This window comes from Chondromyces apiculatus DSM 436 (assembly GCF_000601485.1).
GTDB classification, from domain to species: domain Bacteria; phylum Myxococcota_A; class Polyangia; order Polyangiales; family Polyangiaceae; genus Chondromyces; species Chondromyces apiculatus.
The window spans coordinates 72,655-99,221 of sequence record NZ_ASRX01000045.1 but is presented as its reverse complement, the minus strand read 5'-3'; the positions used below and the strand labels follow the sequence as shown (position 1 = coordinate 99,221).

Below are 26,567 nucleotides of genomic sequence, written 5' to 3'. Positions count from 1 at the left end.
GCCTCCTCAGCCGGCTCCGTCAAGGAGAGGGGCAGTCGCCCCGCTCCGCGGCCCCACGTGCGGCGGCATCGCGCCACCGCTGTCCTCGGCGACGGCGAGCTCCAGCTCACCCGCCTCCAACCTCTGCTTCATCTCGCGGCGTCGCACCTTGCCGCTCGACGTCTTGGCGAGCGTCCCGCGCTTGATCAGCACCACCTCGGAGAGCTGCACGCCGACCTCCGCGCGCACCGCGCGCATCACTGCCTGCACCAGCTCTGGCGTCCTCTTGCGGCACTCGGCGACCACGACTGCCTGCTCGCCGCCGAGCGCGTCGAGGCGAGAGAATGCCACGCACTGGCCGTCGCGGATCCCGTCGACCCGGGAGACGACCCGCTCCAGGTCCTGCGGGTAGTAGTTCTTGCCGCTGAGGATGATCAAGTCCTTGGCGCGACCACAGATGTAGAGCTGGCCCTCCGCGAAGTAGCCGAGATCCCCTGTCTTCAGCCAGCCCGTGCCGAAGGCGTCCTGGGTGGAGGAGGCGTCGTTGAAGTAGCCGAGCGTGACGCTCGGTCCACGCAAGCACACCTCGCCGACCTGGCGCTCGCCCAGCGTCTTTCCAGCAGGCGAGAGGATGGCCACCTCGTGCCCGGGGAAGGGACGGCCGCAGGAGACGAGTTCCAGGGCCGTGCCTTCCGCTGCCGGCTTGGCGGTCCCGGCACGCATCGAGAGGACGTCGACGCGGTCCGTGGTGAGTGTGGAGTCTACGTCGCTGAACGTGATCGCCAGGGTCGCTTCGGCCATGCCGTACGAGGGCAGGATGCTCTCGGGGCGCAGACCGTTCTTCGCGAACCGGGTCAGGAACGTACGGAGCACGTCCGCCTGGATGGGCTCAGCCCCGCAGCCGAGGGCGCGCATGCAGGACAGATCCCAGCCGGCGGCTTGCGTCTCCGTGACGGCCCGCGCTGCGAGCGCGTAGGCGAAGTTCGGAGCGAAGGTGATGGTCCCGCGGAAGCGGTGGATCGCGTCGAGCCAGATCGAGGGGCGTCGGATGAACGCCGTCGTCGGCAGGAACATCACCTGCACCAGCGCGTACAGCGGGGCGATGACGAAGCCGATGAGCCCCATGTCGTGGTAGAGCGGCAGCCAGCTCACCCCACGATCCTCGGGGGTCGAGCGCAGCCCGTCGAACATGATCGCGTGGCTGTTCACGGCCAGGTTGCGGAACGTCACCATCACCCCCTTGGGGCGAGAGGTGCTGCCGGACGTGAACTGCAGGAAAGCGATGTCGTCGAGTTCCACCGACCACGGGGCATCGGCATCGAAGCCCGTCACGTCGTGCAGCGAGCGCTCCAGGACGATCTGGGTCGACGCCTCGGCGGCCCGGTCACTGCTCCCGATGAGGTGCTCCTCCAGCATCCCGCGGAGCGTGTCGGTCGTGACCAGCGCGCGGGCGCCGGAGGCGGCGAGGACGTGCCGCACCGTGTCGCCGTAGGTCTCCAGCTTCGCCAGCGTCTGGGGCGGGTACATCGGGACGGCCACGATCCCCGCCGTGAGCGCGCCCAGGAACGTGAGTACGAACTCGTCCGGGTCAGGGAGGATCAGCGCGACCCGATCGCCGCGACCGAGCCCTAGCTGCCTCAGCGCATGGGCGCGCTTCCGCGCCGCGAGCCAGAGGTCAGGGTAGCTGACCGAGTGCTCGTCCCCGCTGGAACGGAGGAACGTTACGGAGCGGTCCGCGTGCACCGCGTTGTCGCGAAGAACGTCGATGAGCGTGCGCATGGAGAGGGCCCGGAGCGGCCAGATCGGGCGTGACGGATGTCGTCGCGCCCCTGCGGTACAGAAAATCCTGACCACCGGCCGCTTGCGAGCGCAGCCATAAGCGAAAGCCGGGCCAGATCAAACAAAAAGTCGCAACTGGCGGGATTCAAAGGGTTTGAGCGATGTGTGCAAGGGAGACGGAGGGCGACGTTTCGGACGCTGCGTCGGAAATTCGTCGTTTTGTCGGGCAGGGGTGTGTAGAGACGTTCGCGCTTTTCGACGCTGCGCAGCGTTCCGTCATGTAGGGAGTGTCACCCTCGCAGCACGGCGCCGAAGCGGTCATTCACGACCTTGACCACGTCTCGGTGGCGCGCATCGACCTCCTCGTCGGTGAGGGTGCGTGCTCTGTCAGGATCGGTCGTCGCCAGGGGATCCCGGTAGACCACGTGGAACGCGAGGGAGCGGTGGTTGGCAGGGATGTTCTCGCCTCGGTAGAGATCGAAGATGGTCACCGACTCACAGAGGTCACCCGCTGCCTCGTGGATCGCCTTGCTCACCACGCCGGAGCCGAACTCGTCGGGTACGACCAAGGCGATGTCGCGCGTGGCGGCCGGCAGCATGGGGATGCCTCGGTAGCGGGGGGTGCGGATCCCGATGCCTTCGAGGACCCGCAGGTCGACCTCCACCACGAACGCCGGACCGCCCAGATCCAGCGCCTCGATCACATCCGGATGGAGCAATCCGAACGCGCCCACGATCTTGCCGTCGATGGAGAGCTGTCCCGCTCCGCGCGGGTGCAGGTAGGGGGAGCGCTCCTCTGCAGCCTGGTGCGCGACCTCCGCGTTCCGCCGGGTCACCCGCTCCAGGAGCTCCACCGCCACGCCCTTGGCGTCGTAGATGTCGAGCGGGACGGGAGGCGCCAGGGGAGGGCGCCTGAAGCCCGCGAGGACTGCGGCGAAGGACGGGATCTCATCGGGCAAACCGGACCCTCCAGAGGCCTTCGGGGCGGGGATGATCCGGGAGGCCGCGGTGAACATCCGCACGTCCGGCACGCCACGCCTCCGCGAGCGCCGGAGCACCTCCAGCAGTCCGGGGAGCAGCGTCGTGCGCATCATGCTGCGCTCTTCGCTGAGCGGGTTGAGGAGGCGCAGACCATCGGCAGGTAGCCCGAGTGCTTCGATGTCTCTGGGCGCGACGAATCCGTACGTGATGGCCTCGCTCAGCCCGAGTTCCGCGGCGACATGACGGACGCGGGTCTCCAGGTGACCCGTCGTCCGGGGGAGCTGCGGCCGCATCACCGGGAGCGTGCTCGGCAAGGTGTCGAGCCCGCGGACCCGGATCACCTCCTCGATGAGATCCGCTTCGAGGCTGAGATCGGGCCGGTGAGGAGGCGCGAGCACCTCGGCATAGGGGGAGCGGGGCGCGGCGGCGCTGTGCAGCGTGGGTTCTTGAAGGTGAGGTGTGCAGCCGAGCCGAGTCAGGATCTGCAGTGCCTCGTTGAAGGGGACCCTGGTCCCGAGCAACTGGTTCATCCTCTCGGAGCGGAGACGGATGGAGCGACGTGGGCCGGGGCCAGGACCTTCCAGCAGGACGCCGGGAACGGCGGCGCCTCCGCCGAGGCGCGTGAGAAGCTCGACGCCCCGCGCGAGCACGTGGGGCGTGTCCTCGATGTTCACGCCCCGCTCGAACCGGTGACTGGCCTCGGTGTGGAGGCCGTGGCGGCGGGAAGCACGGCGGACACCGCGGGGCGCAAAGTAGGCGCACTCAAGGAGCACACGGCGCGTGGCGTCGTGAATCTCGCTCTCTCCACCACCCATGACACCGGCGAGGGCGACAGCCGCTTCCCCGTCGGCGATCACGAGATCGTCCGCATCCAGCTTGCGGGATATCCCGTCCAGCGTCTGGAGCGTCTCACCGGCGCGCGCGCGTCGGACGACGATCCGGCTCCCGCGCACCCGGTCCAGATCGAAGGCATGCGTGGGGTGGCCGAACTCGAGGAGCAGCAGGTTGGTGATGTCGACGACGTTGGAGATGGACCGGATCCCGAGGCTCTCCAGGCGGTAGCGGACCCAGCTCGGCGAAGGCCCGATGGTGACCTCGGCGACCATGGCCGCGCCGTACCAGGGGCAGCGCTCCGGATCCTGGACAGCGACGCTGACGTGCCGGGTGATGGCTTCTCCGTCGAGGATGCGGGCCGGAGGCCCTGGCCGTGGCACCTCGAAGGGAACCCCGAAGAGCGCAGCCGCTTCACGGGCCAGGCCGATGTGCCCCAGGCCATCGGGCCGGTTGGGCGTCAGGCCGATCTCGAAGATGACGTCATGACAACCGGTGAGCGCGGTTCGCAGGGGCGTTCCCGGTGCGCTGGTTCCGGGCGGGAGCACGAGGATGCCTGGGTCGGCCTGGCCTTCCTTCTTCTTTGCGCTCCCGGTGAGCCCGAGCTCCATCTCGGAGCAGAGCATCCCTTCACTGCGCACGCCGCCGATCTCGCGCGCGGTGAGCGCTCCACCGAGCGCTGGCACCTTCGCACCGAGAGGCGCGAGCGCGACCAGGCCTCCCGGGTCGGGGACGTTGGGGGCTCCGCAGACGAGGCGCTGCTCGACACCGTGTCCGCGATCCACGGTGACCAGCCGGAGCTTGGGGCGGGACGGGTGGGGTTCCACCTTGCGGACCTGCGCGACGACGACATCCGCAGTCCCGGCGCCGAACTCAGCGAGCGCTTCCACCTCCAGCCCCGCCTGGGTGAACCGCTCGGCGAGCTCCTGGGGCTCCACGTCGAGGCCGGGGACCAGGGATGAGATCCAAGCGTACGAAGCTTTCATGACGTCGCCCGATTAGCACGATTTCAAGGCCGGCACGACGAAGCACAAAAGGCCAGAGGCGCCGCCCCGGCGTGCACGAGTCCTCCCGCGAGCTTCCGCGAGGAGACCAGTCACCCGAGGCGGCGCCTCTTCGGAGCTAGAAGCTCCTGAGGCTCCGCGAGGAGCGCTCACTCTCCCATCATCATTTCCTCGGGATGGATGTCGCCGTGGCCCTCCTCGGGGGGAGGCGGCTCACCCTTCTTCTCGTCGGACTTCTCGAACTTCTTGGGTTCGGCCACTGCCCAGTCGGCCGACCACGAGGAGAGCACGTAGGTGGTCCCATCTCCGCCTTCCTTCACGGCAAAGCGGCTCGACCCCTTCGAGGTCTTCCCCACCTTGATCGTGTAGTCGCCCGCGTTGTCCTTCAGGACCACCCGCACCACGCCGCCGTTCTCCACCGGGTTGTCGAGGCCGGTCTCGGACTTCTCGTCGCCGAAGTCCTCGGCGTTCAGGTTCTTGTAGGCGCGGAGCAGATCCTTGACCTTGCTCTCTTCGAACTTCTCCCACTTCTTGCCAGCGGCCTCCAGCTTCCCCTTCTTGTCACGCGGGGCGAAGGTGCCGGACCACTTTTCCTCGTTCTTCGAGAAGCTGAACTTGCCGTTCTTGTTCTCGATCTCGACCTGGATCGCGTTCGCGTCCTCGAACTTCAGGATCGAGGTCTCGCGCCAGTTCTTGGCTTCTCGCGTGTAGAGGTAGCTCGAGTAGCCGCCCGCGATCCACACGCCGTCCTGGCCGCCGAGGCGCACCATCTGGCCGCGCGAGCCGCTCTTCCCGAAGTACAGGTCCGCGGCCTTCTCGGCGCCCTTGTAGGCGACGACGTGGACCGCTTTCGCATCCGTGAGCTCGTACTGCTCGTAGGTGGCCCCGGTGCGGTCGATCGGCTCCTTGGTCTTCAGCTCCTTGAGGTTGTCGAGGAGGCTGCGGATGTTGGTGGCGTTCGCCTTGGCAGCCACCGGCTTGACCACCTCCCAGGTGTCGCCCTTCTTCTCGAGGGTGACATCGCTCTTGTCGGCGTTCTTGATCTCGAGCTTCGTGATCTTCTCGATGTCGTCCTTGGGGACGCCGATCTTGGGTAGATCGGCGGTCGCCGCGGATACCGAGTGCTGGGCCGACTCCTCCTTCTGGTTTTTCTGGGAGAAGAACAGCCCGACGCCGAGAAGGGCGAGGAGCGCGAGGGCGATATAAATTCGATGCTCGGTCTTCATGGCTCTACCGGGTGAGGCTCAGGGCCGCCGCGGAGCCGCGGCTGCCCCGAGCGCACGAAGGCTCAGTCAAGAGAGATGCGGTCGCGCGCGCTCTCGCGGCGCCGCCAGCGGAAGACTCCGAACGCCGCGAACAGCACGGCTGGCAGGAGGGTCAGGCTCGCGGAGATGCTCTTCTGCACCTTGCTGCGCTCCTTCTGGTACTCCTCCTCCTTCTTCAGGCGGACCTCCTCGTTGTCCGTCGGCTCCTCCTTGGGCCGCTGGACGTCGGAGTAGGTGAGATTGGGCTCGCCGGACAGCTTCGCCGTGGCAGCGAGCAGCGTGCTGTCGCCGCTCATCCAGTCGAGGATGTTCTTGAACGCCAGCACCGTGTTCATCAGGTAGCGGCGCGCGTAAGGATCGGCGATCGTCTGCAGGTTTTCGTCGCCGCCGACGCCGCCCATCATCGCCATCTGCGGCGGCATGGGGGGCGGGTTGCCTGCCCGCGCGAAGGGGTTCGCGAAGAACTGCGCGGCGCCGATCACCAGCACCCGGCTGGGCTCCGCGGACTGGGCGGGCGCGGACACGCCTTCGCCCTCTTGACCGCCGTAGGCGCTCTTCAGCTTGCCCTCGACCGAGATGGCGATGGCGCGCTGCGCGTACTCACCCTTGGGACGCCACTCCGGGCTGATCTTCATCTCCAGGGTCTCGTCCGTGGAGACCGTGGTGTTGGGCGACGTCCGCGCGAGCACCTTGACCTGAGCTTCAGGCTGCTTCTCCGGGTGCGGGACGAGCGGCGAGGGGAAGGGGAACGCCAGCTCCGGGATGCGGAAGAAGCCGGCGAACGAGGTGTCGAGGAGCTGCTCGTTCGGCTCGAAGCGAGTGTCCTCCTGGAGCTGCAGGATGCCGGGCGCGCGGAAGTAGAGGACCTGCCCGGTCTGGGTCGGGACCGGGAAGGCGATGGAGCGGCCCCAGTCGAGGATCGCTTCCTTCTTCATCTCCACGCCGTAGCCATCGAGCAGCTTCTCGAGACCCCAGGTGTTGAGCGTCGCCTTCATCGACGGATCGGACGCCTTGAGGTTCACCGCGCCCGCAGCCACCACCAGGGACTTGTTGCCGAGCATCAGAAACTGGTCGATCCGGCGCAGCTCCTTGTCGGTGAACTCCTTGGCTGGCTGGGTGATGATGATCCCCGCGAGCTCCTTGTTGATCTCGGATTCACCGCCTTGCAGGTCGACGTCCTCGAACTTGTAGAACGGGAAGTTCTGCTCGATGATCGGCCGGAGCGAGGCGCCGCCGGCGCCCGGACGGGTGGGGACCAGGTTCTGGTCCGTCAGCTTGATCTCGTCCTTGCCGGTGACCACGCCGAACTTCTGGTCGATGTTGTCGGCGCGGTCGCGGATCTCGCGGATCTTGTTGGTGATCCAGAACTCGAGGCCTTGCGCGTAGTCGGGGTGCAGCGTCTCTATCGCGTCCTTCTCGCTGCCATACTTGAACGCGATCCCCATGTACCCACGGGAGATGTTCATCTGGTCCTGGCCCGTCTCGCTGCCCTCGCCGACGGTCATCTCCCGCAGGCCTGCCTCCTTGGCGGCGTTGCGCTGCTCGTCGGTCTTGGCCTCGATGATCGTGTACCGGACCTTGCCGTTGCCCGCCCGCTCGTACTCGCGGAGCATGTCCTGGAGGTCGCGGATGAACGCCTCGAACTTCGGCAGCCCCCGGATGACGTAGACATCCATGTGGAGCTCCTGCTTGAGCCCCTCGGCCACGAGCCGCGCTGAACCCTTCGAGAGGGTGAAGCGCTCGTTGTTCGTCATGTCGAAGCGCTTGGAGACGCTGAAGGACAGGACGTTTGCCGCCGCCAGGATGAGGGCCACGAGGAGCAGGTAGATGCCGGTCTGTGTCGCGGCTCTGGTCTTTCGTTCCATGGCGGTTGCCTACGCCCACTTCCGGCGCTCGAGCGCCCTGAAGGCTGCCATCAGGCAGCCGATGGTGATCGACACGAAATAAACGACGTCCTGGATCGCGATCTTGCCGCGAGCGAACGGCTCGAGGCGCTTCCCGAAGCTGAGAAGGTAGAGGCCGTTGCGCACGGTCGTGCCAAACCATTCACTGGCCAGATCAGCGAGGCCGCCGATGAACTGCAGGAAGAACAGGACGAACCAGGTCATCAGGAGAGCGAGGAACTGGCTCTCGGTCAGCGCGGAGAGCAGGAGCCCGATCGCGGTCACCGCAGCGGCGTAGAGCGCGAGCCCGATGTATCCGGAGATCACCGGGCCGCTGTCGAGCGCGCCGAGGTGCCACGGCTTGAAGAACATCAGGACCGGGTAGAGCGCCGTCGCCGCGAGGAGCACCAGCATGAGGCTGTAGGCCCCGATGAACTTGCCGAGGATCACCTCGTGGTCCTTCACGGGCAGGGTGATCAGCATCTCCAGCGTCCCGCTGCGCTTCTCCTCGGCGAGGAGGCGCATCGTCACCACGGGAACGATGAATGCCAGGAGGATCGGCACGATCTCGAACATCCTCGTGAGCGAGGCGCGTCCGACGTCCCAGAAGGTGCCCCCCAGGAAGGTGCCCCCCACCAGGAAGAAGAAGACGCCCAGCACGACGAGGCACAGGCACACGACCACGTAGGCCAGAGGTGAATCGAAGTAGGAGCGGAACTCCCGCTTCGCGATTGTCAGGGTGGTGCTCACGGTTCAGCCCTTCTTGTCGTTCTTCGCTCGGGGGCCTTCCTCGGCCTCCTCGTCCGCGCCGTCGTCTTCGTCGGCGCCGTCCTCGCTACCGTCCTCATCGGTCTCCTCATCGTCGGCCGCGTCGTCGTCTCCCTCTTCGTCTTCATCGACGAGCGGGCGCCCGCGGTCACGACGCTCGTCACCCTTGGTGAGCGCCTTGAACACGTCCTCGAGGCTCTGCGAGTCACGCCGCATCTCCAGGAGGAGCCAGCCCTTCTGCACGATGAGCGCGAAGAGCTCGGGCCGGATGTCCTGTCCCAGCGCTCCGAGGAGCTGGAAGCTATGCGCCCGGTCGTCGGTGGGCAGCTCCGAGACGCTCGTCACGCCCGGGAGCTTCCGGAGCGCCTCCTGCACCTCCTCGGCCGACGGCGGCTTGCGCGACCCCGCCCGGTTTCCCTCACCGCCCTCGAAGAGCTTCTGCTCGTGGACGGTGATCACGTAGCGGACCTTCCCGCTCCTCGCGCGGACGTCGTCGAGGTTGCCGTCGGCCACGACCCGCCCCTTCGACACGATGATCGCCCGGGCGCACGCGGTCTCGACCTCGCTGAGGTTGTGCGTCGACAGCAGGATCGTGCGCTCCTTGCCGATCTCCTTGATGTAGCGGATGACCTCCGCCTTCTCGTTGGGATCGAGATCGCTCGTCGGTTCGTCGAGGATGAGGATCGGCGGATCGTGGACGAGCGCCTGCGCCAGCCCCACCCGTTGCCGGTAGCCGTGCGAGAGGGTGCGGATGTCGCGACCCAGCGATTGCGCCAGGCCACACACCTCGACGACCCCCTTCATCCGCTTGCGGAACACCGAGCGATCCAGGTTGCGCATGTCGGCCACGAACGAGAGGTATTCCCACACGCTCATCTCACCGTAGAGCGGCGCACGCTGCGGCAGATAGCCGAGCTTGCGCCGCACCTCGAGCGGCTCATCGAACACGTCGTACCCGTGCACCCGCGCGGCGCCGGAGGACGCGGAGATGAAGCAGGTGAGGATGCGCATGGTCGTCGACTTCCCCGCCCCGTTGGGGCCGAGGAACCCGACGACCTCGCCGCGATGGACCTCGAAGCTCACCTTGTCGAGCGCGCGGACTGCCCCGTATCGTTTGGTCAGCGCGCTTGCCTCGATCATCACATCGCCCGTCAAGATCGACCTCCTTTGAGTTCCGGAAGAGCGATTGCTCCTCCGAAGAACGTTGCGTCTGCCCCCAGCAGTGGCCCGGTATACCCGGGCATGCACCGTGTCCGCGACCCGTCTCCACCGTGTCCGGCAGCGTCGCGCACATCCCTTTCGGGCTCGCTTGATACCACCGGAGAGCGAGGCAGGGACTCCTGCTTCACCCTGTCACGGCACCCATTTCACTGGATCTTCCATTATCCAGGTCATGGGCCGCGCCATCCTAGCGGTGGACGGATCTCTGTCAACATGCGGCGCCGGCATGAAGGCACGGCCGAAGGCGTTTATTCCGCGTCTGTCACCGGCGGAGAGCCATCGAGCCGGCGGGGGAAGCTCCTCCTCTTCCCCGTCCTATCCACCGGGAATCGTGACACTTCCCTCTGTCCCCTCGGCGCCATCGCCATCCAGGATCGCCTGGGCGACCGCCTCGGGCCGCTCCTCGGGTACCCAGTGGCTCACGCCCGGCAGCCTGCGCACCTCGAGCCGCTCGACGAAGCGCCCTGCCGCGTCGGCGAGTGCCGGGCGCAGGACATGGTCCGCCTCGCCCCAGATCAGGGTCGTGGGCACGACGAGCCGTTCCATCATCGCTGCAAACTCCGGCCGTCGCCCCCAGAGGAGCTGGCGGTATCCCTCGACTACCGCGCTGGCTCTGCCTGGACGCGCGAAGGCACCCCGATAGAACGCGAGGTCTGCCGGGTCGAAGGTTCCTGGCGGCGCGGACGAGGACATCATCCACAGAAAGAGCGAGGCGTGGGTCCGCTCGATGAGCTTGTCGACGAAGGGGACCTGGAAGAGGGCGACGTGCCACGCACGAACGAGCTGCGAGGGGTGGAGATACTCCTTGATCGCGCCCGGGTGCGGCGCGTTGATCACCACGAGGTGCCGCAGATCTTGGGGCCGACGTGCGGCCAGGATCCAGGCGAGCGTACCTCCCCAGTCGTGGCCGGCGAGCAGCACCCGGGTGTCTCCGTCCGGCGAGACACCTGGCGGGATAGAGCGGCTCACGCGCGGCCCACCAGCCCTGCCGGCGAGCGCCTCGGTGTACCGGCTCCGCGCCCAGTCGACGGTGACCTGGAGGTCTCCTGCCAGCGTCGCGACGTCGTAGCGTCTGCTCAGGGAAAGAGCGCTCGCGCCGTATCCGCGCAGGTCCGGCGCGATCACCCGGTAGCGCTCCTTGAGCAGCGCCATCACCCGCCGCCAGGCATACGAGAGCTGCGGCGCGCCATGAAGCAGCACCACCGGCCGCCCAGCGCGCGGTCCCCCCACGACCAGCCGCAGCCGCGTGCCGTCCACCCCCCCGATCTCCACGTTCTCGAAGCCGTAGGGACGCGGCCAGTCGCGCACCAGATCGTCGGGAGAACTCATGATGGCGACCTAGGTAGCTGGAAAGTCCCGAGCTTACCAGGTGCTGAAGGCAGGTCCACGCACGCTTCGTTCCGCCCCCTTCACTTTGCGGCGTCTCTTGACCGGGCTCGCGGCTGAGGCTAGTCGAGGCGCCTCGTGCCCCTCATCGTTCAGAAGTTCGGCGGGACTTCGGTCGGCTCCATCGACCGGATCCGCAGCGCGGCAGCCCGGGCCCTCGCGACCCAGCGCGCCGGCAACGACGTGGTGGTGATCGTCAGCGCCATGGCCGGGGAGACGAACCGCCTCCTCGCGCTCGCTGGAGAGATCTCGCCTCTCCCCGACGCCCGCGAGGTCGACTCCCTCGCCTCCACGGGCGAGCAGGTCTCCGCCGCGCTGATGGCGCTCGCGATCCAGGCCCAGGGGGGCAAGGCCCGCAGCCTGCTGGGCCATCAGCTCAAGATCCTCACCGACAGTGCCTTCTCCAAGGCCCGGATCAAGGCCATCGACGCCCAGCGGCTCCACGACACGCTCGGCCAGGGGACGATCGCCGTCGTCGCCGGTTTCCAGGGCGTCGACGACGCCGGCAACATCACCACCCTGGGTCGCGGGGGCAGTGACACCAGCGCCGTCGCCGTCGCGGCAGCGGTCGGCGCCGCGTGCGAGATCTACACCGACGTGGATGGTGTCTACACCACGGACCCGAACATCTGCCCGACGGCGAAGAAGATCGAGCGCATCAGCTACGAAGAGATGCTCGAGCTCGCGTCCCTGGGCGCGAAGGTCCTGCAGATCAGGAGCGTGGAGGTTGCGATGAAATACGGGGTTCCAGTGCACGTGCGCTCATCATTCTCGGATGCACCCGGGACCTGGGTGATCGGCGAGGAACAGTCGCTGGAGAAGGTGACCGTGACGGGCGTCGCGCTCGATCGCAACGAGGCGAGGGTGATGCTCGTCGGCGTCGCCGATCGCCCTGGCATCGTCGCGCAGACCTTCGGCGCGCTGGCCCGGGAGAACATCAGCGTCGACATGATCATCCAGAGCCCGTCGGTGCACGCCATCCAGCCCGGGAGCGACGAGGGCTCGATCCGTACGACGGACGTGACCTTCACCGTCACCAAGGCCGACCTCCCCCGCGCCCAGCACATCATGGAGAGCCTCACGGCCGCAGTGGGTGCCCGCGAAGTGCGCTACGACGAGGACATCGTCAAGGTCTCCATCGTGGGCCTCGGCATGCGCTCCCACGCCGGCGTCGCGGCCCGGATGTTCGAGCTGCTCGCCGCGGAGAGGATCAACATCGAGGCCATCTCCACGAGTGAGATCAAGATCTCCTGCCTCCTCGCCACGAAGTACGCCGAGCTTGCCGTGCGCGCGCTCCACGACGGCTTCGGCCTGGGCGCGAACACCTGACCGCGCACCGTTTCCAGCTTCGGCCCTGAGGCGAGGCGCAACCACCCGCCCTCGACCGGGCGCGACAGCAACACCTGCTGCCCGAGGCGCTGCGTGAGCCCGCCCTCGGTTCGTCCGCATACGGCGCTCAGAGAGCGGCGAGCTCCGCGAATGCAGGAGGTGCAACGATTTCTACGCGGCCGCACGCTGACACGTGCACGTCACCCGATAGACGCCTCTAAACGAAGGTCGATCACGGTGAGCTGTGGTAGGGTGGTGTCGCCATCCGCGAGGCGCTCTTCACGTGATCGTCCGACGGTTCTGGCTTCATTCCTTGAAGCGCGCGGCCCGGCTTGTTCGGCTCTGCACGCTGATCCGGAGGTTCCCATGCAGCATCGTCAGTTCGGGCTCCTTGGTATGGGCGTGCTCTTCTCCTCGGCGATCCTCGCCTCGGTCATGGCCGGATGTCAGGCCGAGAGCAGCAGCAGCGGTCCTGGCGGCCCTGGTGGAACCGGCGGGAGCGGTGCAGGAACCACCTCCACGTCGACGAGCGACGGAGGCGGCACGCCCGGAACCGGCGGGACGGGGAACGTGGGCGGCGGCAACGAGGGTGGCGGCGGCGGCACTACCCAGCCCGACCCGCCCGATGCAACGATCCAGGACATCGCGAGCGGCGTGATCCCGGCAGGCGTCGACGTCACCGTGCGTGGCGCGGTCGCGATGAGCTGGAAGTTCCTTGTGTCGAAGGGCAGCTCCGGTTCTTGCCTGTGGGGCATCTTCCTCTCGGCACCGGGCCTCACGGAGACCGCGGCTTACTCCGGCATTCTCGCGCTCTCCTACGGAACCAATGCCGTCACCAACGAACAGGGCCAGGACTATTGTCCAATCCTCGGGCAGGCGCCTGCCGGGGACGCTTTCCCCGATGACGTAGCACCCGGCGACGTGCTCGATGTGGTCGGAGAGAGCGACTCGTTCCTGCTGACTACCTGCGCTACTCAGCCGCCCGGAAACAACCCCAGTCAGATTCCGCAGCGCCAGCTGGCGAAGGTCAGCAAAGTCACGGTCGTCGGGACTGCGACCGTGCCCGAGCCGCACCTGCTGTCGGCAGAGGACCAGGCCAAGTTGTCGTCGCCGACCGACGCGGCATTCCACAACATGTGGGCTGGCGTCAAAGTCCAGATCCAGGACGTGACGCGCGTTCCCGCTCCCTCGGGAGGCACCTACCTCTACGTCGGCTTGGGGGCTGGTATTCCTAGCCTCGAAGTGACGAGGAAGGCGTGGTACCGACCGCTCACGACCGACGTATGTCACAAGGATGCGATGTTCTCCGAGACCCAGGCCTTCGATTCCATCGAGGGGTTCAGCGCCATCGACTTCTGCTCGTGGAAGCTCTTCCCCGCTGACAAGTGCGCTGATTTCGTCCCGCCGAGCACCGACTGCGGCACCACGACGACCTGCAATCCTTGACCGACGGGTAGCGACATGAGGTGGCCAGCAGATCTCGATGCTGGCCGCCTGCGTTGGACCCGTCCTCTCACATCGCGCGCCACGCGCTGTACGGCTTGGACCTCAAGGTGCACGCTGTGTGGGAGGATGCTCTTGGTTTTTACTGGCCAATTCGCATCACGAAGATGTCGCTGCCACCCACGGCATGACCGCTGTAGCCACCCAAGCTGAACCCGCCAGCCATCTCGGCGGCGATGACGGTCTCTCCGCCAGCAACAGAGGCAACCGCTCGCACCTTCTGATCTGCGGAATCACCGACGGCCTTGCTCCATACGTGGGATCCGTCTGGTGCGAGCTTCACGAAGGCGAGATCTGTCCCACCAGAGCCGCCGATGGGGCCAGCACCGAAATTCACTGGCTCCGAGATCTGCACAGCAAACACGATGCTGCCATAGGTACCTACGCTCAGCAGGGCTGAGGTCTCTGCCGCGGAGCTTCCGTAGGACTTGCGCCAGATGACGTGACCTTCTGGCGTCAATTTGACGATGAAAATGTCGGTCAATCCGGCGCTCGTGGAAGGCTGACCGTTGAAAAACACGACACCTGCATTCTCGCCAGCGATGATGATGTTGCGTTCATCATCCACGACGAGATCCGTGCCCCGCTGATCGCCATCACCGGCAAACTGCCCCTGCCGTACGAATTCTCCCTGATCGGAGAATTTGACGACGAACGCGTCTGAGTCGCCGCTGGTCACCATGTCGCTGCCGCCGAAGTTGATCGATGGATCGCCGTAGCTGCCTCCGAAAGCCCCAGTGATGATGACCTGGTTCTCGCCATCGATGACAACTCGGCCTGCATACCGCTCTCGTATGGACTCGGAGTAGGGGAAGTTCTTGGACCACGTGACGGCCCCACCGGCGTCGTACTTGCGAAGCCACAGTCGCTCGGCAGGGAGCCCGCAGAGATCCTCGCAACTGCCCTCGCCGAATACGTACACCTCATCCTGCTCACCAATGGCTGGCCTCGTGATCCGGGTGTCTTGCTCGCCATTCTCGTAGGCGACACTCCAGTGAACATCGCCGTCGGGGCTGAGTTTGGTGATAAAAGCGGCAGAATAGGCTGACTCACTGGTAGTCAGGGTCTGCTCGTCGAAGGAGATGGCTTGCGAGAAGGCACCTGTCATGACGACGTTGCCCATAGAGTCGATGGACAGGCCACTGACCGTTACGAAAGGAGCCCCGAATCGCTTGCTCCATACCGGGATTCCACGAGCATCGAGCTTCGCGAGGTAGATGTTGCGAAAGTCCTCTTCCAGAAGTGGATTATTCGAGCCGAACGTGAGCGTTCCACGGAAGCTCCCCGCGACATAGGTATTGCCGCTCTGGTCGACAGCGACGTCGCTCACTCCTTGCTCGGTGACATCTCCGAAGGTGTGCGCCCAGAGCAGGCAATCTTTCCCGTCACAGTTCTCATCGCCAGGATCCGCGCAAGTCTCCAGCGCGGGTATCACCTGTCCCTCGCACGCCCCGTAGATCCCATCAATGTCGCACGTCGTCGTTCCTGGCCGACAGATTCCGAGCTCCTCGGTCCCCGGAGGGCCTTCGTAGCAAGTCGCTTCCACACCGGGTGAGCATGTACCCCCTCCGGCACTCCCTCCCTCTCCTCCATGTGCAGGAGGAGTATCTTCGAACTCGTCCAATTCCAGCAGCCATCCGCAAGAGGGAACTGCCAAAGCTGTGCAGACCAGACCCCCGAAGCTCCCCCTTCTCCACAGCGATCTCCGACTCACAGCTATCTCCCGGCAGTGCCCGCGCTGCTCTCAAGGAGCGAGCGTGCCGACTTCCCGGCGAAGCTGCAAGTCAGGAGCGGACCTCCGCCGCGCGTCCCTCCCTTCGCGAATTGCAAAGCGAAATGCAGGACTGCCGAAGGAAGAGGGAGCCAGCGGCTCCACCTGCGCGTGCGACGCCCGCCTCTTGGGCTCGTGAAGCCTTCGCTCAGCGGCCGCGGCGCTTCACGTCTGGAAGGGCATCCGGCGTCAGCGCTCGCCCTGCGCGTCCCGAGGACGTGTTCTTCCTGGTTGCGCCAGGAACGGCGTCCGGCAGCCCTTCCGGTGTCAGCACAGGGGTCGGTGCGGTCGGAGCGGCAGCGACGCCCCCTTGCGGAACCAAGGCGCCCTGCTTTCCTGCGGCAGCCGCGCCGTTGCGCACTGCCCCTGCTTGGCCTTGCTCGACGCGAGCGGCGGACTTCGCTGCCACAGGCGCTCCCGCCGACGCAGGCCGTCCAGCCGCAGCGGGGGCGCCTGCCCCTGGTTGCTGCACGCCCTGCTCCGTCATCCCGCCCCGTCCCCCTGCGAGCTGTGCCGCCCACCCGGGGAGCGCGCGCAGATCCAGCGGTCCGTGCAGCGCAGCCATGGCCAGACCCGCACCCACCACCATGGTGACGCTCGCAGCGATGATCGCGCCCGCGCCACGGCGCGCTGCGCGAGGTCGAGCCGGAGGCACCGTGGGAGGTACCCAGGGGGAGAGCGGGTCCGACGATGACGTCGCCCATGGACTCTGCTGCACCGCGGTGGCCTTCAGATCGTCCTCGTCCATGTCCTCGGCGAGATCTTCTTCCACCTCGATGCTGGCCCAGGCGTCCACGTCCTGGGGTGGGCTTGCCTGACGGAGAGGTCGACGAAGCAGCGATCCGCTCACCACGGCGGGCGGCGCATGCTGCCTGGAGCGATGGCCGGCCGGGAAGAGCGGCACCTCGTGCCGTGGCGGCGGTGCTGGTGGGAGCGGTGCGGCCAGGACCGGCACCTGCATCGCGGGCAGAGGCGTGGTGTTCATGGTGCTCTCCTCGTCGTCGAGCTCGGCCACGACAGGGATGGCGCCCAGCAGATCGTCAGGCAGTGCTGGAGCCCGCGGGATCGCCGAGAGCACGGACATCGACAGCGGAGATGTCGCCAGCTCGCGCCTCGGCTTGATGGTGCCCGCGGGGGAGGGAGGCGCCCAGCTCGGCAACGTGGATAGCGGGGGCGCGGTGCGCCAGGGCGCCTGAGGCATGTCTGGAGCTGGCGGAGGCGTGGTGTGCGGGAGCGGCCCCAGAGAGGGCGGAGGCGTGGTGCGCGGCAACGACCCGAGGGCGGGCGGAGGGGTGGTGCGCGGCAGCGGTCCGCGCGCCGGGGGAGGGGTGGTGCGCGGCAGATGCCCGAAGGCCGGCGCAGAAGGAGGCGTGATGCCCGAGGAGGGCGGCTGCACCTCCGCGACGTGCGATGCAGCGGCGCGCGCGAACACCGGCGGCGGTGTGGGGCGTGGCGGGATGGCGGGCGCCTCCCCCGAGGACCGCAGGGGACACGGCAAGGCGTGGAAGTCCTGGGTGGTCATCAGCTCCTCGCCGTCCACGGGCTGGAAAGGCCGGATCAAGGCCCGGCGCCGCCGCAGGGACTCGCCGACCACCGACTCCACGTAAGCCGACACCTCCGAGTTCGTCGCGATCAGGTGTCGCTCCGCGCCCAGCGCCTCCAGCTCCTGCACGAAAGCCCGCACCGTGGCGTGGCGCTGCGCGGCTTCCTTGTCGAGTGCGCGCGCCATGATCCGGTCGATGCGCGTGTCCAGCCCGGGGACGATCGCCGACAGCGGCGGCGGCTGCACGAGGCCCACCTTGCGCACCGTGTCGGCCCACGTGTCGCCCTGGAAGAGCCGACGCCGCGCCATCGATTCCCACACCACCACGGCCATTGCGAAGAGATCGCTCTGCACGCTGAACGTCGCGCGATCGATGATCTCGGGGGCGAGGTAGGCGAGCTTCCCCTGGAGCATGCCCGACGCCTTGCTGGCGTCGTTGCAGATGTGCTTGGCCAGGCCGAAGTCCGTGATGCGGGTGGTCCCATCGAGCCCGACCAGGATGTTCTGCGGTGACACGTCGCGATGGAGGAATCCGATGGGCATGCCGTCGCGCCCTTCGATCTCGTGGACCGCGGCGAGGCCGGTGCAGGCGTCGATCGCGATGCGCATCGCCACGCGCGCCGGCAGCGGCTTGTCGGCATGCGTGCCAGCGGACAGGAGCTCCGAGAGCGACGCGCCCTCCACGTAGTCGAGGATGAGGAGCAGCTCGGAGCCGACGCGCTCCACATCCTGCACGGCGACGACGTTGGCGTGGTTCAAGCCCGAGGCCAGGCGCGCCTCGGTCCCCATCATCTTGCGCACGGCCGGATCGTGCGACAGGTGGGGGTGCGCCCGCTTGACCGCGACGAGCCGCGAGAAGCCCGCGGAGCCGGTGACTCTTCCGACGTACACCGAAGCGCTCCCGCCGGAGGCGAGCTTGAGGAGCAGCTCGTAGCGCGAGGAACCCTTGAACTCGCCGGCGCCGACCGGACGCGGAGCCTGCCCCGAGAGCCTCAGAGACGGCGCAGACGCCTCCGGGCGGCTCCCCTGACGCCAGCCGCGAGCCTGCCGATCCCCCGCGAGAGGCGGTGCGTTCCGGCGTGAGGAGGGCACGATCGGGGTCATGATCGACCCTCAGGGGATCAAGAAGGGTGCCATGCCCTGCGAAGAGGGCTTCCCAGCGATCTCGCGAACTTGCGGGAGGGGCGGGACGAGGAGGGCGGAAGGGATGGACCGGGGATGATCCAAGCCTGGGACAGGCAGTGACCAGGTCCCCGAAGTGTTCTGTCGCTTCGGGCCTGATACCTGTCGCCTCGGGAGGCGGACGAGGGCCCGGCTGGTTGTATCAGTCGACGCGCTCGCCGCGGAGGTGCTCCCGGAAGAAGCGCACCACGTGACCGTACTGGAGCACCTGGTTGTCGCGCTTCTGGGCGCCGTGACCCTCGTCAGCGAAGATGATCAGCTCCGAGGGGATCTTCTTCGCCTCGAGCGCCTCGTGCATCTGGATCGATTCGCCCGCGGGGACGCGCGGGTCCGTGGCGCCCTGGATGATGAGCAGCGGCGCCTTCACCCGATCGAGGTACGTGATCGGCGACAGCTTGAGCAGCGCCTCACGGTCCTTCTCCGGATCGCCATACTCGGAGATGCGCAGCACCCGCCGGTAGGGCGCGGTGTTCTGCAGGAAGGTGAGCAGGTTGCTGATGCCGACCACTGAGACCCCGGCGTCGTAGGCGCCGGCGAACATGGTCATCCCGACGAGCGTCGAGTAGCCGCCGTAGCTGCCGCCGAAGATCCCGACCTTCGGGGCGCGCCCACCGCTCCCCCAGTTGGCCCGGATGTACTTCGACGCGTCCTCGATGTCGGTGAGGACGTTCATGCGCTTCGGCCCATCGTCGGCGTGGATCCAGGTGCGTCCGTAGCCATCGCTGCCGCGCACGTTGGGCTCTGCCACCACGAAGCCCGCATCCACCAGGATCTGCACGCGCGGGCTGAAGCCAGGGCGTGCCTGCCCCTCCGGTCCGCCGTGAAAGAGCACGATGACCGGACAGGGATTGCCCCCGCTCGCCGAGGTGCCGGCTCCAGCGGCCGCGCCGCCCTTCGCGCAGGCAGGGGGCCGGTGCACGAACATGGGGATCTTCGTCCCGTCCCGCGCCGGGTACGACTCCAGCGTCCCCACGGCGAACGTGCTGGTGTCGATCTCCGGGGTGCTCGGCGCGTGCCACTGCGTCAGCTTCTTCGTCTGCCAGTCGAGCACGTAGCTCACGGGGGGGGCGCGGCCGGTGTCTACCGAGATGGTCGCGAACTTGCCGTTCGGCGTGGCCGAGACCACGCGCACGTGATCGGCAGCGGGCAACGTCGGGAGCGCGATCTCCTTCTGGGTGCGCGCGTCGAGGACCTTGAGGCGCGTGTAGCCATCCTCGTTGACGTGGTAGTAGATGCGCGTCTTCGCCTGGTCGATCTTGAAGTCCTCCACGTCGTGCTTCAGCTCGGGGGTGATGGGCTCGAGCTTTCCGCCCTTCCACCGGTACAGCCGGCGGTACTCCCCGAGCTTGGGCGTGAGCACCAGGATCTCCCCGGCGGCCCCGTACATGGCCTCGTGCTCCTCGCGCTCGCCTTGCCCGAGCACCGGGGTCAGCTTCTTCGTCGCCGGCTCGTACTCGAACACCTCGGTCATGTTCGCGCCCACGTCGCGGCCGAGGAGGAGGCGTCCGTCCTTGCCGATGTCGGTGAGCCGCCAGATACCCTCCTGGTCGAAGACCACCTCGCGCTTCTTCGCTGCGACGTCGTAGCGGTAGATGGCATACGAGGTCGGCTTCACGTCGTTGGCGCGGTAGTACACGTAGCGACCGTCCTCCGAGACCAGCTCGAAGATGGTCTGCACCCGCGGCTTGTGCTGGATCTCCACGAGCGCTCCGCCCTTCACGTCCTGCAGGTACAGGCCGGGGTACTCCTCGCCCTTGCGGTCGCGCATCAGGACCAGGGTGCGGCCGTCGGGCATGACGTCGGCGATGACCGTCGCGTCCTCGCCGCCGGAGAGCTGGATCGGGAAGCGCATCGCTCCGTCGAGGCGGAACACTTGCCGGGTGCCGGTGATCGTCCAGGTGAAGTAGAACGCCTTCCCGTCTGGAGACACCTCACCGGCGCCGGGCGCCCGCACGTCGAAGAGCGCCTCGATGCGGCGCGAGAGCGCCTGGGGCAGCGGACGCGCCGCATACTTGGCGAGCACCTCGGGCTTGATGCTCTCGGCGCCGTGCCCTGCGTAGGCCGGTGCCGCAGGCGTTGCTGCGGCGGGAGCAGGAGTGGCGGCGGACGGCGTGGGCTGTGGCGCCGCGGACGGGCTCGGCGCAGGCGTGGCAGGTGTCGCGGGAGGTCCGGGAGGAGCGCACCCGGCGAGGGCGGCAAGAGCAACAAACGTGATGGCGCGGTGGCGGAGCATGTGCGCCATATCGCCGATCCCGGCTGCCAGCCGCAAGCGAAAGACTCGTCTCCTTTCATGGCGAGCGCGCTGCCCTCTTGCCGCCACCGACGATTTCACTAGGGTGCGCCGAGCGCGAAGGACGGTGATGCGTTCCATGAGCCACCTGGATTCTGCGGACTGGCAAGGACGTCTTCTTTCGGCGGGCAGCGGGTACCTCTCGGTGCTCGGCCCCTCCCTCGATGCCGCGGATCCCGAGGGCCGCGTCACGCCGAGGAGCAGGCTGCACGGCGCGGCGCTCGGGCAGCTCGCGGTGCTGACCTACGAGGCCCTCGGCGGCCGCAAGCACGCGGAGCAGGTGGGCGCCTGCGCCGCTGCGCTCTCGCTGCTCGCCAAGATCGACGACGAGATCATCGATCGCCGCGACTTCCATGGCGGCATGCGTGAGCGCCGCCGCGCGGTCCGCGCCCGCACCGAGGCGTTCCTCGCGCCGAGCCTCGCCTCGCTGGGCTCTGGCCTCGCCGCCACCGCCGAGCCTCGCTGCGCGTATGCCGCGTCGGTCGGCAGGCGCCTCGCCCAGATTGCCGAGAGCCGCGTGCGTCTCCACCACGTCCTCTCGGTCATCGCCGAGGGGTGGCGCACGCAGATCGATGCCGTCGTCACCCTGAGCAGCCATCCGGGTGAGGTGAGCCTCGCCGAGGTCGCTGGCGTGACCCGGCGCATTAGCGGCGCCTGGTTCTTGATGGTCGCCCTCATCGGCGCGCTTCCCGACGACGTCTCGCGCCCCCTCACCGAGGACGAAGAGGAAGCCATCCAGGACTGGGGTTTCCACATCCAGCGCGCCGACGCGCTCGCCGACCTGCAGAAGGACGTCGACGACGGCCTCATCTCCACTTTCGCCGGCCGCATCCTCTGGGAGCGCGAGCCCTCGCGCTACCTCCCCGCCTGCCGCGCGCGCGACGCCGCGGCGCTCTACCAGATGACCGCGCAGCACCGCGTCGACGAGGCGTGCCTGCGCGGCGGCGAGCCCATCGCCTCGCTCGGAGCGCGCCTGCGCGGCCTCGGCCAGGTCCACGCCATGCTCACCTGGGTTCACGGCTACCACCTCGGCCGCTACCTCGATCATCCCCTCTGCCGCCGTCGCGGCGACGATCCTGCGTTCCGCGCCGTGCGTAACCCGGAGCACGACCTCACGCGCTCCCCCGCGACGCCCTGATCGCGCTCCTCGCCGACCCTCCGTCGCGGGGGCCGTGGTACGCTGCCCTGCCGCCTGTGGGACTCGGGGTGATTTCCGAAAATCAGCCTATGAAGCTGCGATCTAGCTGATCACTCCACCACTCCTCGGGCGGCTCTCTTCTGCATGACCACCCTGCCCGCCGCGCAGCGCCGCCTGCGCTTCGACACGGAGCGTGTCGAGCGCGAGGACCTGGTCATGTTCATCAATGCCTGCTTCGTCTGCACCGGCCAGGCGGAGTTTTACGGCACCGCGGGCGGCCAGGCCGTCTCCATCGAGTTCCTCCACGAGTACATCCTCGGCAATTACCGCCGCCTCTACGCGCGCACGCTCGCCGCGGGCATCAACCACTTCAACCAGGGCCTGATCCTGGTGAACCTCCTCCAGCAGGGGGCTCATGGCCGCGGCCCCGCCGGGCGCGCCGAGGAGGGGCGCCTCATCGCCGCCGCCCTCCGCGAGCTACCCCCGCAGCGCGCCCTCAAGATCCTGCGCCACCTGCGCGACCGCCGCGTCAACAACCGCCGCGCGCGCGCCGTCGTTCGCGACTACCTCGCCGCCCGCCCCGATCCCACCTTCGATGCCGTGAAGTACCGCGACCACGTCCGCGTCCTCGCGGCGCACGCGCACCTCCGCCTCCCTGGCGAGATGGGGGCCTTCCTGTTCACGCCGCGACGGCGCGGCGCCTACGTCACCCCGCTCTTCGAGCGATGGAGGCAGGCCCGCTACGCGCAGGGCGCCATCTTCGACCTTCCCTTCACCGTGGCCGAGGGCATCGCCGCCGCGCGGGGCCTCTCCCGCGAGGAAACCCTCCGCCGCGCGGCTCCCCAGATGACGGCCGGCGAGCAGCTCCGGCTCCAGCGCACCGCTGCGCGCGAGGGGGTCACGCTCGCCTTCGACATCGGCCGCGCCCCGCTCACCCGCCTCGCCGTGTACCTCCTCTCGCTCTCCCAGGAGGAGCGCCGCGCCCGCCGCGAGGAGCTGGACGCTGCCCTCACCCGCGCTGCCACCCGCGCCCTGCGCCGCGCCCCGGCGCCCCTCGGCCGTGTCGCCGCGGTGCTCGATCGCAGCCACTCCTCCTCGGGCTCCACCGACAAGCGCCGTCGCCCCCTCGCCGTCGCCCTCGGCGTCAGCGCCCTGCTCCGCGTCGCCGCGCGCGAGTACCGCGCCTTCTGGACCGTGCCCACGCCCGACGAGGTGCTCGTCACCCCGCGCGGACAGACGGACCTCGCAGGTCCCCTGCTCGATGCCCTCGCCTGGGGGGCCGAGGTGATCGTCATCGTCTCCGACGGCTTCGAGAACGACCCTCCGGGCACCGCCGGCGACCTGGCCCATGCCTTCCGTGCCCGCCTCGACCCCGCGCGGCGCACCTCCATCGTCCACCTCAACCCGGTGTTCGACAGCGAGCGCTACGCCCCGCGGGGCCTCGGCCCTGCCGTTCCCACCGTGGGCCTGCGCGACGCCGAGGATCTCCCGACCGTGCTCGGCTTCGCGCGCTTCGCCGAGGGCACCGCCCCGCTCTCCGAGCTGGAGCACTACCTCGAAGGCCGCGTCGCCGACATGCTCGGCCGCGGGCGTCAGGTGCACGACCCCGGACGCACGCCGGGGACGGGGTGCTAGCATCCACCGTCTCTCATCGGAGCCACCATGTTCGGAAAGTCATCTCTCGCCGTTGGCGATCGCGCCCCCGAGTTCAGCCTTCAGTCGCAGAAGCAGGAGACCGTGAAGCTCTCCGATTTCCTCGGCAAGAAGACCCTCGTGGTCTTCTTCTACCCGAAGGACGACACCCCCGGCTGCACCGCCGAGTCGTGCTCGTTCCGCGACAGCCACGACGACTTCACCGAGGCCGGCGCCGAGGTGATCGGCATCAGCGGCGACTCGGCCGAGTCCCACGGCCAGTTCGCCAAGAAGTACGGCCTGCCCATGACCTTGCTCAGCGATCCCGGGGGCCAGACGGCGAAGAGCTACGGCGTCAAGTCGACGCTCGGCATCCTGCCAGGGCGGGTCACCTTCGTGATCGACAAGGAAGGGATCGTGCGGCACGTCTTCTCGTCGCAGCTCCAGGCGACGAAGCACGTGAGCGAGGCGCTCGCCATCGTGAAGCAGCTCGAGGGCGCCTCGAAGAACTGAAGAAGCGAGGCCCTGGCCGCGCTCGGCGCGAGGGCCAGGGCGTCCGTTCGCCTCCCCGTTCAGTACCGGTCGCTGTCGTCCTTGGGTGCGAACGGCCAGGGGTGCGCCGAGATCCCGTTCACCGTCGTCCCGCCCTGCGAGAACATCGTCGCGTTGTTCATGAACTCGGCGGGGAAGTTGAGCTTCGGCTTCGACACCGCCGCGAGCGCCGTGAAGTCCTCCGGGCGCAGCTTCACGTCGAGCGCTGCCAGGTTGTCGTCGAGCTGCTGCAGCGTCCGCGCCCCGATGATGGTGGAGGCGACGGCGGGCTGGGCTTGCACCCACGCGATGGCGACCCGCGCTGGCGTGGTGTCCAGCTCCTTCGCGGTCTTCAGCAGGACGTCGACCACCTTGTACGTCTCCTCGGTCAGGGACGACTCCACCCACGCCCCGCGGTCCGCCTTCTGCTTCCCTGCGTTCTCGCGCGTGTACTTCCCGCTGAGGGCACCGCTCTTCAGCGGCGACCAGGGCGTCACGCCCATCCCGAGCTCGAGCGCTGCCGGGATGAGCTCTCCCTCCACCGTGCGCTGCAGGAGCGAGTACTCGATCTGCAGCGCCACGATGGGCGTGAGCCCGCGGAGGAGCGCGATGGTCTGCGCCTGCGCGAGCTTCCATGCGGGCGTGTCCGAGAAGCCGATGTAGCGGACCTTGCCGTCCTTCACGAGCGTGTCGAGCGCCGCGAGCGTCTCCTCGATGGGCGTGTGCGTGTCCCAGCAGTGCAGCCAGTAGAGGTCGATGTAGTCGGTCTGTAGCCGGCGCAGCGACTGCTCGCACTGCGCCACGATTGCCTTGCGCCCTGCGCCGCCGCCATTGGGATCCCCCGGGTACAGGTTCCCGAAGAACTTGGTCGCGATCACCGCCCGGTCCCGGCGCGCTCGGTCCTTGCCCAGGTAGTCGCCGATGATCTTCTCCGAGTGCCCCTTGGTGTAGGCGTTGGCGGTGTCGATGAAGTTGCCACCCCGCTCCATGAAGCGGGCCAGGATGGCTTCCGAGTCCTTGACCGATGAGCCCCAGCCCAGATCTTCACCGAAGGTCATGGCGCCCAGGCACAGGGGGCTCACCCTGAGTCCGGAACGACCGAGCGTGACGTAGTGATTGAGAGGCATGCCTGGCTCCTTGCGCGACGTCCGCGCCACGTGCGCGCACGACAGCGGCGCGCGGCGCGCATGCTTGCGCTCTTCAGCGGCGAAGACAACGCCCTGGGCGCGGGGACGCCGCGCCTCGAACCTCGCAGCGCGCCCACGTCCACCTTCACCTCCCGACGCCGACCCGGGGTACGTTGATCTCCATCCGCGTGAAAGCCAGGCCGCCTCCACCTCCAGCGCTCTCCCTCCGAGGGCTCCGCGCGGCGCCCTCGCAGGTCTTCGGCAACGTCCGCCTCACCCCGCTCCTGCGCGACGAGGTGCGCGACGATCTCCGCCTCGCCAGCCGCACGTACGAGGACCCCTTCACCATCGTTGACCTCGGCGAACGTCGCGCCTACCTCACCACCTACGCGCCTCACGCCCTCGTGGTCGGCTGGACCGACGACGGCTCACCGGTCGGCAGCTTTGGCACCACCCTCGCCGGCGGCGCCGACGGCAAGCGCCTCACGGGCCAGATCCCCGGGGTGAAGCTGCTCGACCGCATGGCCAAGCGCGAGGAGGGGAACCGCCTGCGCCTCTTGCCCCAGCACCTCGCCTTCGAGGGCTTCCTCTCGCTCCACTTCAAGGCCCCCGAGATCGCCTGGACCGAGTACTCGCGGGAGGCCATCTCCCACGGGCTCAGCCCCCGCAGTGAGATCACCGTCGGGGGCCGCGGCGTCCCTGCGCTGGAAGATGCGCTGCGCGTCTTCGAGATCCACGAGGGGCAGTGCGGCGTCCTGCTCTTCATCGGCGACGCGCTCGCCTCGGCCTTCATCGTCTCCCACCCGGACGACTACCGCGACCTCCACCGCACCTTGCTGGAGGACAGCTTCGCCATCGACCTGATCCAGGCCGCTCAGTGGAGCGGACCGAGCCCCGTGCTCACCACCCCCATCGACCCGGCGCGCGTCGCCTCGCTCGACGACCTGCGCCAGCAGCTCGCGCGCGTCAGGAGGGACCTCGCCACCTTCCACGCCGACCACGCCGGGACCCTCATCGGCCGCCCCGTCTCCACGGATGTCGTCTACAAGGCCGGCCCGTTCCAGCTCCAGCGCTTCCTCACCGAGCTGGATCCGGCGCAGGAGAACCACATTGGCGAGCTGATCCTGAGCCGTGATCAGACCGTCCAGTACGCGCGCACCTACCGGCTCTCCGGCGCCCAGACCCGGCGCGCTTACCTGCTCAAGCAGCTCGCGGCCCATGGCTGGAACCTGGAATCCACCGCCGCCTCCCTGCGCACCACGCGCGACGAGCTGATCGTGCGCCTGCATCGCGCCGGGTTCGGCTACCTCCTTGCCGAGCACGTGCTCAAAGCTGCCCAGAAGCGAACCCGCTGAAGCCTGCGCGCCGAAGCCTGCACGCTGAAACCCGCGGCGTGGCGCGGGCGCGCTCGCGGAGGCGGACCG

17 protein-coding genes are annotated in these 26,567 nt (G+C 68.1%); 6 read left to right on the top strand and 11 right to left on the bottom strand.

From position 1 onward, the window contains the following. Positions 1-6 precede the first annotated feature (6 nt). From CAP_RS26400 to CAP_RS26370, 7 genes are all read right to left on the bottom strand, one after another. Entirely contained in the window at positions 7-1,758 is a 1,752-nt protein-coding gene (locus tag CAP_RS26400; protein WP_081865272.1) for a fatty acyl-AMP ligase, read from the bottom strand. Between the two features lie 290 nt (positions 1,759-2,048). Next, complete coding sequence (gene pheT, locus CAP_RS26395) at positions 2,049-4,556, bottom strand: phenylalanine--tRNA ligase subunit beta (RefSeq protein WP_044245941.1); 2,508 nt, start codon at positions 4,554-4,556, stop codon at positions 2,049-2,051. 167 nt (positions 4,557-4,723) lie between these two features. Next, positions 4,724-5,800, bottom strand: a complete 1,077-nt coding sequence (locus tag CAP_RS26390) for a DUF4340 domain-containing protein (RefSeq protein WP_044245939.1) — start codon at positions 5,798-5,800, stop codon at positions 4,724-4,726. Between the two features lie 62 nt (positions 5,801-5,862). After that, the gene (locus CAP_RS26385) at positions 5,863-7,704 is read right to left on the bottom strand and encodes a GldG family protein (protein ID WP_044245936.1); all 1,842 of its coding nucleotides are present in this window, start codon (positions 7,702-7,704) and stop codon (positions 5,863-5,865) included. 9 nt (positions 7,705-7,713) lie between these two features. Next, a complete protein-coding gene (locus CAP_RS26380; protein WP_044245934.1) occupies positions 7,714-8,472 on the bottom strand; it encodes an ABC transporter permease in 759 nt (252 codons plus the stop codon). A gap of 3 nt (positions 8,473-8,475) precedes the next feature. Next, complete coding sequence (locus tag CAP_RS26375) at positions 8,476-9,645, bottom strand: ATP-binding cassette domain-containing protein (RefSeq protein WP_231511710.1); 1,170 nt, start codon at positions 9,643-9,645, stop codon at positions 8,476-8,478. A gap of 381 nt (positions 9,646-10,026) precedes the next feature. Further along, positions 10,027-11,040 (bottom strand): alpha/beta fold hydrolase, encoded by a 1,014-nt coding sequence (locus CAP_RS26370; protein ID WP_044245929.1) that lies wholly within the window; start codon positions 11,038-11,040, stop codon positions 10,027-10,029. A 135-nt stretch (positions 11,041-11,175) separates the two neighbouring features. Here CAP_RS26370 and CAP_RS26365 point away from each other — a divergent pair, with 135 nt between their 5' ends. After that, positions 11,176-12,426 (top strand): aspartate kinase, encoded by a 1,251-nt coding sequence (locus CAP_RS26365; protein ID WP_044245926.1) that lies wholly within the window; start codon positions 11,176-11,178, stop codon positions 12,424-12,426. Between the two features lie 366 nt (positions 12,427-12,792). Further along, positions 12,793-13,872, top strand: a complete 1,080-nt coding sequence (locus CAP_RS45570; RefSeq protein ID WP_156041159.1) for a hypothetical protein — start codon at positions 12,793-12,795, stop codon at positions 13,870-13,872. A gap of 139 nt (positions 13,873-14,011) precedes the next feature. Here CAP_RS45570 and CAP_RS26355 read toward each other — a convergent pair whose 3' ends face one another. The 3 genes from CAP_RS26355 to CAP_RS26345 all read right to left on the bottom strand — a co-directional run bounded on the left by CAP_RS26355 (position 14,012) and on the right by CAP_RS26345 (position 20,667). After that, positions 14,012-15,364: a hypothetical protein gene (locus CAP_RS26355; protein WP_156041158.1), complete on the bottom strand. Its 1,353-nt coding sequence runs from the start codon at positions 15,362-15,364 to the stop codon at positions 14,012-14,014. Positions 15,365-15,848: 484 nt separating this feature from the next. After that, a complete protein-coding gene (locus CAP_RS45565) occupies positions 15,849-18,347 on the bottom strand; it encodes a serine/threonine-protein kinase (protein ID WP_052375963.1) in 2,499 nt (832 codons plus the stop codon). Positions 18,348-18,567: 220 nt separating this feature from the next. Next, positions 18,568-20,667, bottom strand: coding sequence for a S9 family peptidase (locus tag CAP_RS26345; protein ID WP_231511709.1), 2,100 nt, complete (start codon positions 20,665-20,667; stop codon positions 18,568-18,570). A 127-nt stretch (positions 20,668-20,794) separates the two neighbouring features. On the opposite strand from CAP_RS26345, the gene CAP_RS26340 reads away from it, so the two are divergent. The 3 genes from CAP_RS26340 to CAP_RS26330 all read left to right on the top strand — a co-directional run bounded on the left by CAP_RS26340 (position 20,795) and on the right by CAP_RS26330 (position 23,998). Continuing rightward, entirely contained in the window at positions 20,795-21,853 is a 1,059-nt protein-coding gene (locus CAP_RS26340) for a hypothetical protein (protein WP_044245921.1), read from the top strand. Between the two features lie 144 nt (positions 21,854-21,997). Continuing rightward, positions 21,998-23,488, top strand: coding sequence for a hypothetical protein (locus tag CAP_RS26335; RefSeq protein ID WP_044245920.1), 1,491 nt, complete (start codon positions 21,998-22,000; stop codon positions 23,486-23,488). Positions 23,489-23,515: 27 nt separating this feature from the next. Next, on the top strand, positions 23,516-23,998 hold the full coding sequence (locus CAP_RS26330) for a peroxiredoxin (protein WP_044245917.1): 483 nt from the start codon (positions 23,516-23,518) through the stop codon (positions 23,996-23,998). 59 nt (positions 23,999-24,057) lie between these two features. On the opposite strand, the gene CAP_RS26325 is transcribed toward CAP_RS26330, so the two are convergent. Continuing rightward, complete coding sequence (locus CAP_RS26325; protein ID WP_044245914.1) at positions 24,058-25,143, bottom strand: aldo/keto reductase; 1,086 nt, start codon at positions 25,141-25,143, stop codon at positions 24,058-24,060. Positions 25,144-25,316: 173 nt separating this feature from the next. Between CAP_RS26325 and CAP_RS26320 the strand changes: the two genes are divergently transcribed. After that, the gene (locus CAP_RS26320) at positions 25,317-26,498 is read left to right on the top strand and encodes an ARPP-1 family domain-containing protein (protein WP_231511708.1); all 1,182 of its coding nucleotides are present in this window, start codon (positions 25,317-25,319) and stop codon (positions 26,496-26,498) included. Positions 26,499-26,567 lie beyond the last annotated feature (69 nt).

Coding starts and splice junctions, on each gene's coding strand:
- CAP_RS26385 (WP_044245936.1), bottom strand. CDS start 7,704: ATGGAACGAAAGACCAGAGCCGCGACACAGACCGGCATCTACCTGCTC.
- CAP_RS26330 (WP_044245917.1), top strand. CDS start 23,516: ATGTTCGGAAAGTCATCTCTCGCCGTTGGCGATCGCGCCCCCGAGTTC.
- CAP_RS26400 (WP_081865272.1), bottom strand. CDS start 1,758: ATGCGCACGCTCATCGACGTTCTTCGCGACAACGCGGTGCACGCGGAC.
- CAP_RS45565 (WP_052375963.1), bottom strand. CDS start 18,347: ATGACCCCGATCGTGCCCTCCTCACGCCGGAACGCACCGCCTCTCGCG.
- pheT (WP_044245941.1), bottom strand. CDS start 4,556: ATGAAAGCTTCGTACGCTTGGATCTCATCCCTGGTCCCCGGCCTCGAC.
- CAP_RS26390 (WP_044245939.1), bottom strand. CDS start 5,800: ATGAAGACCGAGCATCGAATTTATATCGCCCTCGCGCTCCTCGCCCTT.
- CAP_RS26345 (WP_231511709.1), bottom strand. CDS start 20,667: ATGGCGCACATGCTCCGCCACCGCGCCATCACGTTTGTTGCTCTTGCC.
- CAP_RS45570 (WP_156041159.1), top strand. CDS start 12,793: ATGCAGCATCGTCAGTTCGGGCTCCTTGGTATGGGCGTGCTCTTCTCC.
- CAP_RS26370 (WP_044245929.1), bottom strand. CDS start 11,040: ATGAGTTCTCCCGACGATCTGGTGCGCGACTGGCCGCGTCCCTACGGC.
- CAP_RS26340 (WP_044245921.1), top strand. CDS start 20,795: ATGAGCCACCTGGATTCTGCGGACTGGCAAGGACGTCTTCTTTCGGCG.
- CAP_RS26325 (WP_044245914.1), bottom strand. CDS start 25,143: ATGCCTCTCAATCACTACGTCACGCTCGGTCGTTCCGGACTCAGGGTG.
- CAP_RS26335 (WP_044245920.1), top strand. CDS start 21,998: ATGACCACCCTGCCCGCCGCGCAGCGCCGCCTGCGCTTCGACACGGAG.